Source organism: Pseudoruegeria sp. HB172150 (assembly GCF_013184805.1).
Classification (GTDB): Bacteria; Pseudomonadota; Alphaproteobacteria; order Rhodobacterales; family Rhodobacteraceae; genus Psychromarinibacter.
The window spans coordinates 94,294-112,949 of record NZ_JAATNG010000008.1 but is presented as its reverse complement, the minus strand read 5'-3'; the positions used below and the strand labels follow the sequence as shown (position 1 = coordinate 112,949).

The window sequence follows — 18,656 nt, the reverse complement described above, 5'->3', positions numbered from 1 at the left end:
AACCCGCCAGACAAAGCGGCCGCGTTCAGATCAGGCGGCCAATTCGGCCTGGCCCGCTCCGTTCTTCGGAAGCCGCACCATGATCAGCGCCGCACCGGTCACCACGTTCTGCTTCAGAGCACCCGGCAGCCCGGCCAGGTCGCACCGGATCACACGTTCCCGAGCTGTCGACACCTCGACCGCCGCGTCTACGGGTGTGCCCGCCGCCGCGCCGCGTGCCTGCAGCTCGGCTGATATCCGGGCCGCGGACCGGACACCCATGTAGATCGCAAGCGTCGTTCCGGGGCGCATGTGATGCGCCCAGTCCGGCGGCGGATCGCCGGGACGGCAGGTGCCGGTCACCAGCACCACCGCATCGGTCTCTCCCCGTTCGGAGAGGCTGCGCCCGAGGCTGGCCGCCGCGGCGCTGGCCGCTGTGATGCCGGGGACAATTTCCACCGGGATGCCGGCGGAGCGGGCCGCCTCCAGCTCTTCCGTCGCGCGGCCGAAGATCGACGGGTCGCCGGATTTCAGCCGCACGACGCGGCGGCCTTTCCGCGCTTCGGCGACGATCAGGCGGCAGATCCGTTCCTGCGGCCAGGCGCATGCGCCGACCTGCTTGCCGACATAGACGCGTTCGGCATCGCGCCGGGCGAGCTCCAGCACATCCGGATCGACGAGCCGGTCGTAAAAGATCACGTCCGCTTCCTGCAGGCGCTGCACGGCGCGCAGGGTCAGCAGATCGCGCGCGCCGGGCCCGGCGCCGACCAGCGCGATATGCCCCTCGCCTGCACCTTCGGGCACGCGCGCCTCGGTGATGGCGGACTTGATCAGCTGAGCCGCCTCGCGCTCTGCCCCGGCGGCATGATGCCGGGCCGGGGCACCGTTGAACACCCAGGCCCAGAAGGCGCGGCGCGTGGATGCAGGGAGTTGTTCCGCGACCGCGCAGCGAAGCCTTCCTGCCAGAGCGGCTAGCCCGCCGATGCCCGGCGGCAGCATCGTCTCGACTCGCGTCTTGATCTGCCGCGCGAGGACCGGTGCGGTACCTTCCGTGCCGATGGCGACGACCACCGGATCGCGGTCGACGATGGAGGGCGTGGTCAGGTCGCAGAGGTCGGGGCGGTCCACGACATTGACGGGGCAGCGGACGGATTGGGCGAGGGCGTGGAGGCGTTCGTCTTCGGCCGGGTCGCCGGTTGCGATGAAGGCGAAGGCCGCGGTGGCAAAGACCTCTGCCCCGATATCACCCGGCAGGTGCGCGACGCGGCCCCCGGCGACCAGTGCCGCGAGTTCGGGGTCGAGACGCGGGGCGGCGAGGATCAGGCGCGCATCGGTCTTCAGGATCAGCCGCGCCTTCTGCGCGGCCTGCTCGCCACCGCCGGCGATGACGACGGTGCGACCGGAGGTGCGGAGGAACATCGGGAAGGCGTGCATCGGCGGTCTCCTTCAGGCGGCGGCGCGGTTGCGGCTGGTCCAGAGGTGGGTGGCGAGTTCGTCCGGGTTGCCGGCGCCGAGGGTCGCGAGGGCGAGCGCGGCGGTGCCGGTGACGACGGTTTCGGCGAAGGGGTCGGTCAGGGCGCCGGACCAGAGGGCCGTCAGGCGCGCGGGGTCGGTTTCGCCGTCGTTGAGACGGCGGGTTTCGTCGATGAGGTCGGCGAAGCTGTCTTCCCACGGCGTGCCGTTGCGCAGGCCGAAGGCGGAGGCATGTTTCGCCGGGTTCCGTTCGAACTCACCGCCGCCGCCTTTGATGACGGTCAGGGAGGGGAGACCGAGGAGGTGGCCCGCGTCGGCCTGCAGCGTCAGGTAGGGCGGGTGGAAGACGCCCTGGACGGAGGCGTTGGCCGCGCCCGGGTTTAGCACGCGGAGCACGGTGTTGATGCAGGAGCGGAGGCCGAGGTGGTCGCGGAGTTGCAGGAGGTCGAGGAGCGGTTGGGACAGGGTTTCGAGCGGGAGGTAGGCGATGTTGCCGTTGGCGAGGTGGCGCGCGACATCCTGTGTGTTGAGGGCGGTCGGGATCCCGGCGTGGGGGAGTGCCGAGCGGACCGAGGCGTGGACCTGCTGGTGCGAGTTCCAGCCGTGCAGCAGCACGCTGTATCCGGCGGAGGCGACGAGGCGGGCGGAGAGCAGGAACCACGGCAGGCCGCGGGTGCGGCCGGCGGCGTAGCTGGGCCAGTCGAGATCTGGGCGAGGCAGCGGCGGGAGCGTTGCGCGGGCGGCCTCGGCGAAGCCCGCGATTTCGTCGGGGGTCTCCCCCTTCATTCGCAGGAGCATGAGGAGGGCGCCGGTGGCTTCGGGCGCGGCGTCGCCCTTCAGGATGACGGTCAGCGCCTCGCGCGCCTCGTCGCGGGTCAGCGAGCGGGAGCGGCCGGGACCGCGGCCGAGGATGCGGACGTAGGGGGCGAGGGTCATTCGGCGGCCCTCGGGGTTGCGGCGCGGGCGATCAGGGCCGCGATCTCGGGCCGGCAGGAGCCGCAGTTGGTGCCGGCCTGAAGCGCGGCGCCGATGGCGTCGACAGTGACGAGGCCCTGCGACTCGATCGCGGTCATGATCGTGTTCACGCCGACGTTGAAGCAGGAGCACAAGACCGGCCCCGGATCGGGCCGGTCGGCGGGGGCGCGGCCCGAGATTGCGTCGGGCGCCTCGGTGCCGGGCAGCGTGGCGAGGTAGTCGCGCATCGCGAGGACCGGCTCGGGTGCGATGAACAGCGCGGCCTGAAGGCGGTCATCGGCGTGGAAGGCGAAGCGGTGATGGCCGCGGCGGGGGTCGTTGACGGCCTGCACGGCGGAGTCGGGGAGCTGGAACAGGTCACGGGCGTAGGCTTCCCAGTCGGCGGGGGTGTCCAGCCCGGCAAGCTCGGCGCGCCAGCCGGTGCGGGTGCGGCTGCGGGCCCAGTAGGTGGATTGCGGGTGCATCGGCATGGCGGAGACGGCGAAGCCGTACCAGGCGGCATCGAACGGTTTTACGGCGCAGACGGAGGCCTTGCTTTCCGGCTGGCCGGAGACGGGGTCGGTGACCGGCGCGACAAGCGCGTCGATGCGGGCGGAGGGCGCGGTCTCTCCGGTCCAGTGCATCGGCGCGAACAGGTCGCCGGGGCGGACGCGGTCGGTGATCAGGGCGCGCAGCACGGCACGGCCCTGCGGGCTGGTCAGTTCCACGAGACCGGCCGCGGACACACCGAGCTGCGCGGCATCCTCGGGATGGATCTCGCAGAACGGTTCCGGCAGATGCGCGGCCAGACGCGCCGATTTCGCCGTGCGCGTCATCGTGTGCCACTGGTCGCGGGTGCGACCGGTGTTCAGCCGGAACGGGTAGCGCGGCGCTTTCTTCGATTCCGGCGGACGGAACCGGAGCGGCAGCATCTGCGCGCGCCCGGTTTCAGTGAAGAATTGCCCGTCTGCAAAGAAACGTCCGCCCTGCCGTTCCTTTGTCAGCGGCCACTGGAACGGATCCAGCACGGCATAGTCGATGTCGCGGATCGTGGCATGAGCCGAGATGTCGAAGTCGCGACCGAAATGCCCCCCGAGGCTCGATAGGCCCGCATACTCGCGGTAGATTTCCACTGGCGACGCATAGTCGAAATCGTGCCGCCACCCCATGCGGCGAGCGACGTCAGCGATGATGTCCCAGTCCGGCCGCGCCATGCCGGGCGCCGGAAGAACGGCACGCTGGCGCGAGATCGTGCGATCCGAATTGGTGACGGTGCCATCCTTTTCGCCCCACGCCGTGGCGGGCAGCAGCACGTCGGCAAGGCGGGCGGTATCGGTCTGGGCCGTGATGTCGGAGACGACGGCAAAGGCGCAGTCGCGGATCGTGTCGCGGATCGTGTCGGCGTCGGGAAGCGTGACGGCGGGATTGGAATGAATGATCCAGAGCGCCTTGATCCGTCCGTCCTTTACCGCATGGAACAGGTCGACCGCCTTCAGTCCCGGCCTGGTCGCCATCGCGGGCGCATTCCAGAAATCACGGACCGCGCGGCGGTGGTCGGCATTCTCTATGTCCAGATGGCAGGCCAGCATGTTCGCAAGCCCGCCAACCTCGCGCCCGCCCATCGCGTTGGGCTGGCCGGTCACGGAAAACGGCCCCATGCCGGGCTTGCCGATGCGGCCGGATGCGAGGTGGCAGTTCAGGATCGCGTTGACCTTGTCCGCCCCCGCGGAGGACTGGTTCACGCCCTGACTGAAGATCGTCACCACCTTCTCGGTGCGCAGCCAGAGACGGCAGAAATCCTCGATCTGCTCGGGGTCAAGTCCGGTGACGTCGGCCCTGTCGCTGAAGGCAGCGCGGAGCGCATCGTCGAACCCGTCGACCTGCGCGAGATAGCCCTTGTCCAGCGCACCGCCCTCGTAGATCGCCACGAGCAGGCGGTTGAACAGCGCGACGTCGCTGCCGGGTTCGAGCTGCAGATGCATGTCGGCGCTGTCGCAGGACGCGGTGCGCCGCGGGTCGACGACGACGATCTTCGTGCCGCGTTTCTTGCGAGCCGCGAGGATGCGCTGGTACAGCACCGGGTGGCACCATGCGAGGTTGGACCCGACGAGGACGATCAGGTCGGCCTCTTCCAGATCTTCATAAGTGCCCGGCACTGTGTCGGTGCCGAAGGCGCGGCGATGGCCTGCGACGGTCGAGGCCATGCAGAGGCGGGAATTGGTGTCGATGTTGCCCGAGCCGATGAAACCTTTCATCAGCTTGTTGGCGACATAATAATCCTCGGTCAGCATCTGGCCCGAGACGTAGAAGGCCACGCTGTCGGGGCCGTGCTGTGCGATGGTTTCCCGGAACCGGTCCGCGACGAGATCGAGCGCGGTGTCCCAGTCGGTATCTTCGCCACCGATGCGCGGCGCAAGCAGGCGGTCATCGAGACCGATGGTCTCGCCCACGGCGAGGCCCTTGGAACAGAGGCGCCCGCGATTGGCCGGGTGGTCCGGATCGCCCTTTACAGCGATCCCGCCCTGTCCGTCCGGTGACAGCAGGATCCCACAACCCACACCGCAGAAAGGACAGGTGGAGCGCACCGGCGCCGTATCGGACCGTTTGTTGTGTGCTCCACCGTCCATCACTCGTACTCCCGGATACTGGTTACTCGGCCGCGACCGGGCGCCGTAACCGACGCCGCAGGCTGGAAAGCGGCCCCTGCAGTCACGCTGCCGACCGCCGCGACACGCTTTCCGCGTCGAGCAGCACCCGTCCGTCTTCCAGCCGCACCGGGTAGGTCTCGATGCGGCCTTGATCCGCGCCCTGCGCTTCGCCGGTGTTCAGGTCGAACACCCAGTTGTGCAGCGGGCAGGTCACTTTCTGTCCGTGAATGATCCCCTCGCTGAGCGGGCCGCCCTTGTGGGGGCATTTGTTGGCGGCGGCGAAGACCTCTGCCTCGGCTGTCCGGAACAGGCCGATGCAGCCGACATGGGTCTTCACCAGCCGCGCGCCGCGCACGGGGATTTCGTCGATGGGTCCAAGATCGATCCAGCTCATTCCGCGGCCTCCAGGGTGAGATCTGCGAGAGGGGCGTAGCGCGCGCGGCGTTCCGCGACGTGTTCGGCCCAGGGGTCTTTCTGGTAGACGGTCTGCGAGATATCGAAGCGCTCGATCAGGCCGGCGCGGGTGGCGGGGTCGACGACCTGTTCCCTGACCCAGTCGAGGCCGACCTTGGCGATCCACTTGTAGGGGCGGTCGAGGTATTTGGCGTTCTCACGGTAGAGCTGGACGAAGGCGACGGTCATGTCGATCGCCTCTTCCTCGGTCGCGACCTCGGTCAGGCGCTCGACCTCCTTCACGTCCATCCCGGCCGCGCCGCCGACGCCGATCTGGTAGCCGCTGTCGACGCAGACGATGCCGATGTCCTTGCAGGTCGCCTCGGCGCAGTTCCTTGGGCAGCCGGAGACGGCGAGCTTGACCTTGTGCGGCGTCCAGGATCCCCAGAGACGCTTTTCCAGTTTAATGCCGAGGCCGGTGGAATCCTGCGTGCCGAAGCGGCACCAGTCGGAGCCGACGCAGGTCTTCACCGTGCGGAGGCCCTTGGAATAGGCGTGGCCCGAGACCATGCCGGCGTTGTTCAGGTCTTCCCAGATGCCGGGCAGGTCTTCCTTCTTCACGCCCAGGAGGTCGATGCGCTGACCGCCGGTCACCTTGACGACGGCGCCGTACTTGTCGGCGGCATCGGCGATGGCGCGCAGTTCGCTGGCGTCGGTCATGCCGCCGAACATGCGGGGCATGACGGAATAGGTGCCGTCCTTCTGGATGTTGGCGTGGTTGCGTTCGTTGACGAAACGGCTTTGCGGGTCGTCCTGATAGTCCAGCGGCCAGTCGGCGAGCAGGTAGAAGTTCACCGCAGGGCGGCAGACGTGGCAGCCGTTGGGAGTGGTCCAGCCCAGTTCCTGCCAGACGGCGGGTTGGGATTTCAGCTCCTGCGACTTGATCAGGCGGCGCACGTCCTCGTGCGTGAGGTCGGTGCAGCCGCACATCGGCTGGGCGGCCGGGGTGGCGTAGCCGTCGCCGAGGGTGACGGCGAGAAGCTGTTCCACCAGGCCGGTGCAGGTCCCGCAGGAGGCGCTGGCCTTGGTGGTGGCGCGGACCGCGCCGAGGTCGGTGGCGCCACCCTCGATGGCCTGGGTGATCCGGCCCTTGCAGACGCCGTTGCAGCCGCAGATTTCCGCCTCAGGCGGCAAGGCTGCAACGGCTGAGAGAGGGTCCGCGGCGGCACCTCCCTGAAAGCCGGGGCCGAAGATCAGGCTTTCGCGCATGTCGGCGATGTCTTCGCCGTCCCTGATCAGTCCGAAGAACCAGTTGCTGTCGGCGGTGTCGCCGTACATGACGGCGCCGATCAGCCGGTCGTTCTCGATGACGAGGCGCTTGTAGATGCCGCGCGCGGGGTCGCGGAAAACGATGTCCTCGCGGCCGTCTCCTTCCGCGAAATCGCCGGCGGAGAAGAGGTCGCACCCGGTGACCTTGAGCTTGGTGGAGAGCTGCTTGACCTTGAAGGCGTCCTCCTCGGCCAGCAATGTCCTGGCCAGTACCTTGGCCTGGTCGTAGAGCGGCGCTACGAGGCCGAAGAGGTTGCCTTCGAACTCCACGCATTCGCCGACGGCGAAGACATCCGGATCGCTGGTACGCATCCGGGCGTCGACCTTGATGGCGCGGCCCATGTCGAGGCCCGCGTCCTTTGCCAGCTGCACCTGCGGACGGATGCCGACGGCCATCACGACGATATCGGCGGGCAGGACGGTGCCGTCCTCCAGCAGGACGCTTTCGACCTTGCCGTTGCCCCGGATCTCCTTGGTGGAGGCGCGGGTCATCACGGTGATGCCGCGCTTTTCGAGATCCTTCTGCAGAAGGTACCCGGCGGCCTCGTCCAGCTGCCGCTCCATCAGGTGGCCCGAGAGGTGCAGGACGGTGACGTCCATGCCGCGCAGGCGCAGGGCGGCGGCGGCCTCCAGCCCCAGAAGGCCGCCGCCGATCACCACGGCGCGGGCGCCGGGGGTGCCGGACGCCTCGGTCATGGCAGCGGTGTCCTCGAGGTCGCGGAAGGCGACGACGCCGGGGAGGTCATGACCGGGACATGGAATGATGAACGCGGAGGACCCGGTGCCGAAGACCAGCTTGTCGTATGGAACCTCGCCGTTTTCGCCGATTACCACCTTGCGGGCACGGTCGACGGCGGTGACCTTTTCGCCGAAACGGCAGGTCACGTTGCGGGCTGCGTACCAGTCGTCGTCGTGGGTGACGATTTCCTCGTAGCTCTTTTCGCCCGAAAGCACCGGCGACAGCATGATACGGTTGTAGTTGCCCCGAGGCTCGGCGTTGAACAGCGTCACCTCGTAGGCGCCGGGGTCGGTTTCGGTCAGGTGCTCCAGCAGGCGGCCAGAGGCCATGCCGGCACCGATGACGACGAGTTTCTGCATGGCTTCCACTCCTCTCAGAGATACCAGGCGACGATGTGCGACAGCTCGCCACCCTGGTGGATCGGCAGCGCGACCATCGAGTCGTAGCCTGCTGCAAGTCCGGGCTTGCCGCCCTCGACCAGCGGAATGCCGGTGCCCAGGACGCGGCCGATGGCACCCTGCCAGGCGGTGACGCGGCGCGGATTGTCCTCGTCCCAGAGCGCACCTTCGCGGGCGCAGATGCCGTCGATCAGGATGGCGTCGTTGGCCTTGCCGACCTTTGCGGACCGGGCATCCCAGATCTCGAACCGGCGCGCGATGGGCGTGCCACGCGCGGAGAGCAGGGTCAGGATGTAGCCGCGCTTGCCGGGAACCGGCACCGGCAGGCCCAGCCCGGTCGTCAGCCCCGCCTTGCCAGCGCTGTCGGCCCGGATGAACCGGTAGCCGGAGCCGAGGTCACGCATCAGGATCGGGGTTTTCGACGACCAGACGCCGCCGGGAAGACCCTGCCCAGCCGGGAAATGTGTGTGCTGCGACACCCATTCGAAATGCTTCGCGGCGCCGTAATAGCCGTCATCCAGCATCAGCAGACCGTCGGTCTCTGCCCAGACCTCAATGGCGCCGGTGCGTTCGCTGTCGTCACCGCAAAGCACCACAAGGACGGCCTTCAGAGTGTCGCCATCGAAAACCGGGATGGCGACCGCGCTGGTCAGCCCAGCGGCCTTCGCGGCCTCCGTCCGTTTGAAATAAGAGCCGTCGAACTGCTTCAGCACGACCGGCCGCGCCTCTGCCCAGGCCTTGCCGGGCAGGCCCTCGTCCCGGGCAAAGCTTTCGCGGCGCGAGGCTTCCTCGAAGCCATCCAGCGCGCCGTAATTGCCTTCGGCCAGGACGAGCTTTTCGCCTTCGGGCACCCAGACCTCGGTAACCTCGATGAACGTCTTAACGGGGGTGTCGATTGCCACTTCCATGGGTGCGGCTTCCTCTGCGATGGGTCCAGTCATCTGCGTTGCGACCCGGTTGTCTGTCACTGAGCGGCGGCGGACGAGTCCGGGTAGGCGGCCTCGATCATCACCGATGACAGGGTTGCGTATGCGGCGGTCCATGCGTCGCGGACCGCCGGGGTGAAGTCCTCTCCCAGCCCCTTTTCGAGTGTGCGAAGAAGCGACGCGCCGACCTTGGCGTAGTCTTCAGGCTGGACGCCGTAGTCGAGGTGGCGGATGGCAAGCTGCTGCGCGACCGGCACGATGGCGGTCAGGTTGCGCAGGCCGTTCACCACGGCGCCGAGCGTCGCCATCAGCTTGGCGCCCTGCTTTGTCATGTCGGCGTTGCCGAAGTATGGCCGGACCTCCGGCGCGGTTTCGAAGAGATCGGCATAGAAGATCTCCGCCGCGGCGTCCCGGATCGGAACGACCTTGGCAAAGCTCTGCTGGACAAGGGTAATCTGGGTATCCTGCATGGATCAGGCTGCCTTCTTCTTCGCGGACTGTTCCGCCGGTTTCGTTTCGGCGGACTTGCCCTTGGCGCCGTGCTCGTATTCCTCGAGGAAGTTCAGGACCTGCTCGCGGTAGAGGTAGTAATCGGGGTGCTCCAGCAGCGCCTTGCGGGTGCGCGGGCGCGGCAGGTCGACATTCACGATCTTGCCGATGGTCGCCTGCGGACCGTTGGTCATCATGACCACCCGATCGGCCAGCAGGATCGCCTCGTCCACGTCATGGGTGACGCAGATCGCGGTCACCTTGGTGCGCGACCAGACTTCCATCAGGACTTCCTGCAGTTCCCAGCGCGTCAGACTGTCGAGCATGCCGAAGGGCTCGTCGAGCAGCAGAAGCTTGGGCGACAGGGCGAAGGCGCGTGCGATGCCCACACGCTGTTTCATCCCGTTCGAGAGATCGCTGGCGGGCTTATCCATAGAGTCAGCGAGACCGACCCTCTCAAGGTAATACTCAACCACATCCTGGCGCTCGGCCTGGGTGGCCTTGGGATAGACACGGTCGACGCCGACACTGACGTTCTCCTTTGCGGTGAGCCACGGGAACAGCGACGGCGACTGGAACACCACCGCGCGTTCGGGGTCGGCGCCTTCCACATGGCGGCCATCCAGTTTGATCGCGCCTTTGGAAATGCCGTTGAGCCCGGCCGCCATCGTCAGGACCGTGGACTTGCCGCAGCCCGAATGGCCGATCAGCGAGACGAACTCTCCCTTGTTCATTTTCAGGTTGAAGTCCTCGACCACGGTCAGCGGCCCCTTGGGTGTCGGATAGATCTTGTGCAGCTGGCTGAAGTCGAGGAAGCGTTCCTCGACCATGCCTTCGGTCGCCTTGACGACAGCGCTTGGCAGGCCGTGGATCGGCGTTACGTTGGGCAGGAGCTTGCTGCCTTCGACCTTCGCCTTGATCCCCACATCCATCAGGTAGGTGGTGACGTCGGCGCGCAGCGTCTTGAAGCCGTCGTGGTGGTTCATCTCGCCCCGGTCGCGCGGGCGCGGGATGTCGACCTCGAAGGTCTCTCCCAGCGTTCCGTCGGGGTTCAGGGCGATGATGCGGTCGGCGAGGATAATCGCCTCGTCCACGTCGTTGGTGATCAGGACGCAGGTCTTCTTGTCCTGCTCCCAGATATGCTCGATCTCGTCGGCGAGGTTCGCGCGCGTCAGCGCGTCCAGCGCGGAAAGCGGCTCGTCCAGCAGCAGCATCTCGGGGCTCATCGCCAGCGCCCGCGCGACGTTCACGCGCTGGCGCATGCCGCCGGAGAGTTCCGCAGGGCGGCGGGTGGTGGCATGGGACAGGCCGACCATTCTGACGTACTGGGCGACCTTCTCGGCGCGCTCCGCCCTGGACAGTCCGGGAAAGACCGTGTCGACCGCCAGACCCACATTGCCGTTCACCGTCAGCCACGGCATCAGCGAGTAGTTCTGGAAGATCACGCCACGCTCGCGGCCCGGGCCGTCGACGGGCTTGCCCTTGAAGGTCACGCTGCCGGTGGTGGGCTTTTCCAGCCCCGCCATCAGGTTGATCAGGGTGGTCTTGCCGGTGCCCGAGAAGCCCAGCAGGACCAGGAACTCGCCTTCGCGGACGTCGAGGTCGATGTTCTTCAGGACCTCGGCGCGCGAGGTGCCTTCGCCGAAGCTCTTCGAGACGTTGTCGAACCTGAGGATGCTCATCTGCATTTCCTTTCGCGCTGTCGCTTCGCTGCCTGAGCGCCGCTCAGCGGTTGTTCGAGAAGGTGAAGAGGGACTGGAGGGCGTACATCACGCGGTCCAGCAGGAAGCCGATGATGCCGATGGTGAAGACGGCGACCATGATCTTGGCGAGCGAGCTGGAGCTGCCGTTCTGGAACTCGTCCCAGACAAACTTGCCGAGGCCCGGGTTCTGGGCGAGCATTTCCGCGGCGATCAGGACCATCCAGCCGACACCGAGCGACAGGCGCAGACCGGTGAAGATCAGCGGCAGGGCGGAGGGCAGGACCAGCTTGGTGATCTTGGTCCAGGTGCCCATCTTCAGGACCTTGGAGACGTTGACGAGATCCTTGTCGATGGACGCCACGCCGAGCGAGGTGTTGATCAGCGTCGGCCAGAGCGAGCAGAGCGTCACGGTGATCGCCGAGACGAGGAAGGATTTCGCGAAGAGGCCGTCATCGGTGGTGTAAAGGGCCGAGACGACCATCGTCACGATTGGCAGCCAGGCCAGCGGCGAGACCGGCTTGAAGATCTGGATCAGCGGGTTCAGCGCAGAATTCGCGATGGGCGACAGGCCCGAGAGGATGCCCAGCGGCACGGCGACGGCGGTGGCGATCAGGAAGCCGAAGAATACGGTCTTGATCGAGGTCCAGATCTGTTCGTAGTAGCTCGGCGCCCCGGTATAGGCGACGGTCTTGACCTCGTCGGCGCGACCAGCGGCGATCAGCTTTTCGTTTCGCTGCGCGACCATGTCCTCGAATTTCTCGCGCTTGGCGGCCTTGGCCTGCGCATCGTGGTGCAGGTTCACCGCCTCTTCCCAGACCTGAGCCGGCCCGGGGACGGCACCAAGGGATGTCTGGACCTGCGGGGCAAGCGTGCCCCAGAGCACCAGAAACGCGAGGATCGACAGGATCGGCACCAGCAGCAGGCGCCAGATTTCCTTCATCTGGGCTTTCGGGTTGTCGCCGGCGGCGGCTTTCAGGACCGGGGTGATCCAGGCAAGCCCGAGGACCTGGAACCATTTGTCGGCCTTGTTGATGCGGGTGAATGTCCGGGCCCGGCGCGCCTCGCGGTCGGCAGCGGCATTCAGCCCGGTGGGGTCAATGGCGGTCATTGGCTGGTCCTCAGCTCGGAAGTCTCGGGTTGGCTATGTGCGGTGTGCCGGGGCGCTCGCCGGGATCGGGAGCGCCCCGCGAGGGCTCAGCCCTGAACCTCGTTGCCGACGATCTTCTCTTCGCCTTTCAGGCCGATCGGCAGGCTGTCGAGATAGGCGTTCGGCGAGCGGCCGTCATAGGGGATACCGTCGATGATATCCTCGGCCGGGGTCGCTTCCTTGTAGCCGTCGCTGTCCCAGGGGAAGTCGGCTTCATCGGCCAGACCCTCGTCCACCAGCAGGCGGGCGGCGTCGAGGTAGATGTCGGGGCGGTAAACATTCCTGGCGACCTCGTCGTACCAGGTGTCGTCCTTCGCCTCGGCGATCTGGCCCCAGCGGCGCATCTGGGTCAGGTACCAGACCGCGTCGGAATAGAAGGGATAGGTCGCGTTGTAGCGGAAGAAGACGTTGAAGTCCGGAACCTCGCGCTTGTCGCCCTTTTCGTATTCGAAGGTGCCGGTCATGGAGTTGGCGATCACCTCGGCGTCGGCGCCCACGTATTCAGGCTGCGACAGGATCTCGACGGCGGCCATGCGGTTGGCGTTGTCGTTCTCGTCCAGCCAGATCGCGGCGCGGATCAGAGCCTTGGTTACGGCCAGCGTCGTGTTCGGATACTGCTCGGCGAATTCGGCGGTAATGCCAAACACCTTCTCGGGGTTGTTCTTCCACAGCTCGTAGTCGGTGATCACCGGCACGCCGATGCCCTTGAACACAGCCTGCTGGTTCCACGGCTCGCCGACGCAGTAGCCATAGATCGTTCCGGCTTCGAGCGTCGCCGGCATCTGCGGCGGCGGGGTAACGGAGAGCAGCACGTCAGCGTTGATCTGGCCGGTGATGTTCTCGGGGCTGTAAAAGCCCGGGTGCAGCCCGCCGGCGGCCAGCCAGTAACGCAGCTCATAGTTGTGCGTAGAAACCGGGAAGACCATGCCCATGTTGAAGGGCTTGCCCTGGGACTTGTAGTCCTCGACCACCGGGGCCAGCGCGGCGGCGCTGATCGGATGCTGCGGCAGGCCATCCGCATTGGTCGGGATGTTCGGTTTCATCTGCTCCCAGATTTCGTTCGACACGGTAATGCCGTTGCCGTTCAGGTCCATCGAGAAGGGGGTGATGATATGTGCCTCGGTGCCGAAGCCGATGGTGGCAGCCAGAGGCTGACCCGCCAGCATATGCGCGCCGTCAAGCTGACCGTCGATCACGCCGTCCAGCAGCACCTTCCAGTTGGCTTGGGCTTCCAGCGTGACGAAGAGCCCTTCGTCGAGGAAATAGCCCTGTTCATAGGCCACCGCGAGTGGCGCCATGTCTGTCAGCTTGATGAAGCCGAAGGTCAGCTCGTCCTTTTCCAGTTCCAGCATCTGGGCGGAGGCCGCAGTCGCCACAACGGACGAAACGGCGAACGAAAGTAGCAGGTTCTTCATGGGTCGGTTTCCCTAAGGTCTGCGCCCGTGAGTCCTTCAAGTCCCGACGGGCAAACGAAAAAAGCCGCTGACGAACCTCGCGTTCATAGCGAGACGTCGAGCAGCTGCGCTCAGTACACCCGATCTTTGGGAGAATTTCGTTCGACGGCGCCGTTGCCTGTCGACACCTGTCTCATGCGGCGATTCGTTTCGCGAATCAATAAAAAGCTCCGATTCGCGTTCATATTTGGAAAACGGCCGCGACTGGCTGCTGCGGCTGCACAATTTCCGGTCAGACCGGCGCGTCGGGATCAAAAATGCGGCGGTCGAAGAACAAGTTCGGACGCAGAAACAGGCGCCCGCTTTCCGACGCGACGGCGGTTTCCGCCTCCAGCGCGCCCTCCAGTTTCGAGGATGCGCCGGGCAGATCTGCCTTGGTGCCGCCCAGCGCCGCCCGGTAGATATCGGACCGGAACGTGGTGCGTCCTGCCCGCCCGGCGGTGGTGCGGTCGAGCCCGGTACGCGCGGCAAGCTGCAACGCGATCCATTCCGCCTGGCTGCGCCACGGGAACCCGGCGGCGCCCCGGTGGAACTCCATGAAGCCCGGGACCTCGCGCATGTCGCCGGCGGGGCTGATCGTGAGGCTCCCGGTCAACCCCCGGTCGAGTATCTCGGCATCGACGTTGAGGTATTCCGGGCGCGACAGGATCTCGGCGGCAAGGCTGCGGGTTCCCGGTTCGTCCAGCCAGCGCCCGGCGCGCCAGACCGCGCGGATCAGCCGGCCAAGCAGCGCCTCTTCGGCGGTGGCCCAGTCGGTTCGCACGGCAAGCACCTTCTCGGGCGCGAAGCTCCAGATCGCAGAGGTCGGCAACAGCAGCTCCCCCACGCCCTGTTCCACCGCGATGGAGCCCCATGGAGCGCCGACGCAGAACGCGTCGATTTCACCCGCCGCTATGGCATCCGCCATCAGCGGCGGCGGCACCGTCTTGATGTCGACGCCCTGCGGCGCCGGCAGGCCCAGTGCGGACAGCCAGTAGTACAGAAGCTCGGCATGCATCGAGAACGGGAACGGCACGCCGATCCGTAGCGGTGCGGGCGCGGCCGCGATCAGCGCCCTGCCCGCCGCCGTGGCATCGTGGAACCCGAAATCGTGGCCCGCGCCGCGCAGCCGCGCCGCAAGCTCGCGGCTGACACCGATGGTGTTGCCGTTGACCGACAGGACCGACACCGCCGAAATCGCGGAACCGGTTCCGCCAAGTCCCAGCGCCGCCGCCACCGGAACCGGGGCGAGCATATGCGCCGCCTGCACCCGTCCGAAGACCAGCATGTCGCGCAGCGAGGACCATGACGGCGCGGCGACGAGGTCGAGGGTGATGCCCTCTTCGCCGGCAAAACCCATCTCCTGCGCCGCGATCAGCGGCACCGCATCGATAAGCGGGATGAACCCGACCGATAACCGCGTCGGTGTCACGACAGAAGCCCCGCCGCCGTCACCAGCGCCTGCGCCACGTCGGCAACCCTGCGCCCCTGATCCATCGCGGTCTTGCGCAGGAGCGCGTAGGCCTCTTCCTCGTTCAGGCCCTTGGCCTTCATCAGCATGCCCTTGGCGCGGTCGATCACCTTGCGTTCTTCCAGCGCGCGCTTGGTCTCGGCCAGTTCGGTGCGCATGCGCTGGAACATCCGGAACCGGGCGATGGCGGCGTCGAGCACGGGCTTCACCCGGTCTGGTTTCAGCCCGTCGACCACGTAGGCGGACACGCCGGCCTCGATGGCCGCGTCGGTCAGCCCGTCGGCGGAGCGGTCCACGAACATGGCCACCGGGCGTTCCAGCGGACCGGAGGCAAGCGTCAGCTCCTCCAGCATGTCGCGGGACGGGTTCTCGATGTCGATCAGGACGACATCGGGGTTGTGGCTTTTGATATGGCGCGCAAGACCGGTGACCTCGGAAATCACGTGGATGTCGAAATCGCCTGCCCCCCGCAGGCTGTCGACGATCAGCATTGCGCGGTCGCGATCCGGCTCGACGACAATGATCGACAGCAACTCGTCCATCCCACGACTATGTGTCAGTGCTGCACCTGCAGCAACTGAATTCCGCGATGCAGCTACGGACGCCGGCGGCGGTCCGGTAACCGCTCGTACAAAGGCCAGGTTAATTGGTCGCCGATCATTCGGGGAGCGGAATTCGCATCACAATTGGTGAGCCGAAGTCGTGTGCTCAATGCACCCGAACTGCCATCACCCGCACTTCGAATAGCCGCAGTTCATACAGGTCATGCAGCCTTCGACCATCCGCATGTCGTAGGAGCCGCAGGAGGAGCAGGATTTGCCGCGGCCGCCGTTCAGGTTCACCACGTCCGCCTGCGGGTCGGATTTCAGGCCCAGACCCTCGCCCTCGAGGAAGCCGATGGCGATCAGGTGACGCTCGATGACGCCGCCGATGGCGGCGAGGATCGAGGGGATGTACTTGCCCTGCACCCATGCGCCGCCGCGCGGGTCGAAGACGGCCTTCAGTTCCTCGACAACGAAGGACACGTCACCGCCGCGCCGGAACACGGCCGAGATCATGCGGGTCAGCGCGACCGTCCAGGCGAAATGCTCCATGTTCTTCGAGTTGATGAAGATCTCGAAGGGGCGGCGGTGGCCGTTCAGGATGATGTCGTTGATCGTGACGTAGATCGCGTGCTCGCTGTCCGGCCATTTCAGCTTGTAGGTCTGGCCCTCGAGCTGTTGCGGCCGGTCGAGCGGTTCGGAGATGTAGACGACATCGCCATGGGGCGTCTGCGGTTCGGCACCGGTCAGCGAGATGACCTCGGGCGCGTCGTCCTTGGTCTCGGACACGGTCAGCACGGACCCCGTCACCTCGTTCGGGCGATAGGTGGTGCAGCCTTTGCAGCCGGTTTCGTAGGCCTCCATATAGACGTGCTTGAACGCCTCGAAGGAGATGTCCTCGGGGCAGTTGATCGTCTTGGAGATCGAGCTGTCGACCCATTTCTGCGCGGCGGCCTGCATGCGGACGTGATCCAGCGGCGCCAGCGTCTGGGCGTTGACGAAATGGTCCGGCAGGTCGGCGTCGCCGAACCTGTCGCGCCACATCTGGACGGCGTAGTCGACGACTTCTTCCTCGGTCTTTGTGCCATCCTTTTGCAGCACCTTGCGGGTGTAGGCATAGGCGAAGACGGGCTCGATCCCGGAGGAGACATTGCCCGCGTAGAGACTGATCGTGCCGGTGGGCGCGATGGAGGTAAGCAGCGCGTTGCGGATGCCATTCTCGCGGATCGCGGCGCGGACGTCCTCGTCCATGTGTTTCAGCGACTCGCTGGCGAGGTATTTGTCGGCGTCGTAGAGCGGGAAGGCGCCCTTCTCTGCGGCGAGGTGCGCGGAGGCGAGATAGGCGGCGCGCGCGATGCGGTGCAGCCAGTCCTCGGTCTGCTGCGCGGCTTCTTCGGAGCCGTAGCGGAGGCCCATCATCAGCAGTGCGTCGGCGAGGCCGGTAACGCCAAGCCCGATGCGGCGCTTGGCCTGCGCCTCGTCGCGCTGCTGCGGCAGCGGGAAGCGCGAGGCGTCGACCACGTTATCCATCATCCGGATCGCGGTGGCGACGAGGTCGTCCAGTTCATCCGCGTTGATGTCCGCGCCGTCCTCGAAGGGCCGGTCGATCAGCCGGGCAAGGTTGATCGAGCCCAGCAGGCATGCGCCGTAGGGTGGCAGGGGCTGTTCGCCGCAGGGATTGGTCGCGGCGATGGTCTCGACATAGTTCAGGTTGTTGAGCTGGTTGATGCGGTCGATGAAGATCACGCCCGGTTCGGCATAGTCGTAGGTGGCGCGCATGATCCGGTTCCACAGATCGCGCGCCTCGACGGTGTGATAGACCTTGTCGCCGAACTTGAGGTCCCACGAGCCGTCGGCTTTCACCGCCTCCATGAACGCATCGGTCACCAGCACCGAGACGTTGAAGTTGCGCAGGCGCGCGGCGTCGGACTTGGCCGAGATGAACTGTTCGATGTCGGGGTGGTCGCAGCGCATGGTCGCCATCATCGCGCCGCGGCGCGATCCGGCGGACATGATGGTGCGGCACATCGCGTCCCAGACGTCCATGAAGGAGAGCGGGCCGGAAGCGTCGGCGGCGACACCTTTCACATCGGCGCCCTTGGGCCGGATGGTCGAGAAGTCATAGCCGATGCCGCCACCCTGCTGCATGGTCAGCGCGGCCTCTTTCAGGGCGTCGAAGATGCCGCCCATCGTGTCCGGGATCGTGCCCATGACGAAGCAGTTGAACAGGGTGACGGAGCGGTCGGTGCCGGCACCGGCGGTGATGCGGCCCGCGGGGAGGAAGCGGAAATCTTCCAGCGCGGCATAGAACCTGTCCTCCCACGCGGCCGGGTCCTGCTCCACCGCTGCCGTGGCACGGGCGATCCGGCGCCAGCTATCCTCGACCGTCTGGTCGATGGCGGTGCCGTCTGCCTGTTTCAGGCGGTATTTCATGTCCCAGATCTGCTCGGCGATCGGGGCGGCGAAGCGGGTCATTCGGTGATTCCTCGACTCGGTCGGCGGGAGGCTCCAACATAGACCATCAACAGCTGGTTTTCCACAAGCAGTTGCAGCTGCCCATCAGGGCGCTACGATATCTGGGGCCACTGGGGACGAATCTGTGGATAAATTCACGCACCTGATCAAGCTGTCGGTCGGGACGGAGTCTGTCGACGATCTGGCGCAGTGGCAGGCCCTGCCGCGGGCGCAGACGGCGGACGGGCTGCCGCGGCATGTCACGCGGATGTGGCCGAAGCGCGAGGCGGAGATCCTGAACGGCGGCAGTATCTACTGGGTGATCAAGGGCGTCGTGCAGTGCCGCCAGCGGGTGCTGCGGCTGGACGAGGTGGTGCGGCAGGACGGTATCCGGCGCTGCGCCATCGTTCTGGATCCGGAGCTGCACCGCACCGCCGCCGCGCCGAAACGGCCGTTTCAGGGCTGGCGCTATCTGTCCCCGAACGAGGCGCCGCCGGACCTGCGCGGCGGGAAGACCGGCGAGGACAGCCTGCCGCCGGAACTGAGCGCGGCGCTGGCGGAAATCGGGGTGCGCTGAG

At 66.5% G+C, this 18,656-nt stretch carries 14 protein-coding genes; 1 reads left to right on the top strand and 13 read right to left on the bottom strand.

Features of this window, described 5'->3' with window-relative positions:
• Positions 1–30: 30 nt before the first annotated feature.
• From cysG to HCO70_RS23815, 13 genes are all read right to left on the bottom strand, one after another.
• The gene (gene cysG, locus HCO70_RS23875; protein WP_172300421.1) at positions 31–1,413 is read right to left on the bottom strand and encodes a siroheme synthase CysG; all 1,383 of its coding nucleotides are present in this window, start codon (positions 1,411–1,413) and stop codon (positions 31–33) included.
• Between the two features lie 12 nt (positions 1,414–1,425).
• Positions 1,426–2,388, bottom strand: coding sequence for a glycosyl transferase family protein (locus HCO70_RS23870; protein WP_172300420.1), 963 nt, complete (start codon positions 2,386–2,388; stop codon positions 1,426–1,428).
• Positions 2,385–5,033, bottom strand: coding sequence for a nitrate reductase (locus tag HCO70_RS23865; RefSeq protein WP_172300419.1), 2,649 nt, complete (start codon positions 5,031–5,033; stop codon positions 2,385–2,387). The genes HCO70_RS23870 and HCO70_RS23865 overlap by 4 nt, the downstream gene beginning before the upstream one ends.
• 82 nt (positions 5,034–5,115) lie before the next feature.
• The gene (nirD, locus tag HCO70_RS23860) at positions 5,116–5,448 is read right to left on the bottom strand and encodes a nitrite reductase small subunit NirD (protein ID WP_172300418.1); all 333 of its coding nucleotides are present in this window, start codon (positions 5,446–5,448) and stop codon (positions 5,116–5,118) included.
• Complete coding sequence (gene nirB / locus HCO70_RS23855) at positions 5,445–7,874, bottom strand: nitrite reductase large subunit NirB (protein ID WP_172300417.1); 2,430 nt, start codon at positions 7,872–7,874, stop codon at positions 5,445–5,447. The genes nirD and nirB overlap by 4 nt, the downstream gene beginning before the upstream one ends.
• Before the next feature lie 14 nt (positions 7,875–7,888).
• Complete coding sequence (locus tag HCO70_RS23850; protein WP_253913461.1) at positions 7,889–8,854, bottom strand: GAF domain-containing protein; 966 nt, start codon at positions 8,852–8,854, stop codon at positions 7,889–7,891.
• Between the two features lie 23 nt (positions 8,855–8,877).
• Positions 8,878–9,309 carry a globin family protein gene (locus HCO70_RS23845; RefSeq protein WP_172300416.1) on the bottom strand — a complete coding sequence of 144 codons (432 nt, stop codon included), beginning with the start codon at positions 9,307–9,309 and terminating at the stop codon, positions 8,878–8,880.
• 3 nt (positions 9,310–9,312) lie between these two features.
• A complete protein-coding gene (locus HCO70_RS23840; protein ID WP_172300415.1) occupies positions 9,313–11,010 on the bottom strand; it encodes an ABC transporter ATP-binding protein in 1,698 nt (565 codons plus the stop codon).
• 43 nt (positions 11,011–11,053) lie between these two features.
• The gene (locus tag HCO70_RS23835; RefSeq protein ID WP_172300414.1) at positions 11,054–12,139 is read right to left on the bottom strand and encodes an ABC transporter permease; all 1,086 of its coding nucleotides are present in this window, start codon (positions 12,137–12,139) and stop codon (positions 11,054–11,056) included.
• Positions 12,140–12,225: 86 nt separating this feature from the next.
• Positions 12,226–13,593 carry a CmpA/NrtA family ABC transporter substrate-binding protein gene (locus tag HCO70_RS23830; RefSeq protein WP_172300413.1) on the bottom strand — a complete coding sequence of 456 codons (1,368 nt, stop codon included), beginning with the start codon at positions 13,591–13,593 and terminating at the stop codon, positions 12,226–12,228.
• A 271-nt stretch (positions 13,594–13,864) separates the two neighbouring features.
• The gene (locus HCO70_RS23825) at positions 13,865–15,043 is read right to left on the bottom strand and encodes an ABC transporter substrate-binding protein (RefSeq protein ID WP_172300412.1); all 1,179 of its coding nucleotides are present in this window, start codon (positions 15,041–15,043) and stop codon (positions 13,865–13,867) included.
• Positions 15,040–15,624, bottom strand: a complete 585-nt coding sequence (locus HCO70_RS23820) for an ANTAR domain-containing response regulator (protein ID WP_172300411.1) — start codon at positions 15,622–15,624, stop codon at positions 15,040–15,042. Before HCO70_RS23820 ends, HCO70_RS23825 begins: the two co-directional genes overlap by 4 nt.
• 186 nt (positions 15,625–15,810) lie before the next feature.
• On the bottom strand, positions 15,811–18,099 hold the full coding sequence (locus tag HCO70_RS23815; RefSeq protein ID WP_172300410.1) for an adenosylcobalamin-dependent ribonucleoside-diphosphate reductase: 2,289 nt from the start codon (positions 18,097–18,099) through the stop codon (positions 15,811–15,813).
• Between the two features lie 124 nt (positions 18,100–18,223).
• On the opposite strand from HCO70_RS23815, the gene HCO70_RS23810 reads away from it, so the two are divergent.
• On the top strand, positions 18,224–18,655 hold the full coding sequence (locus tag HCO70_RS23810) for a DUF1489 family protein (protein ID WP_172300409.1): 432 nt from the start codon (positions 18,224–18,226) through the stop codon (positions 18,653–18,655).
• Position 18,656 lies beyond the last annotated feature (1 nt).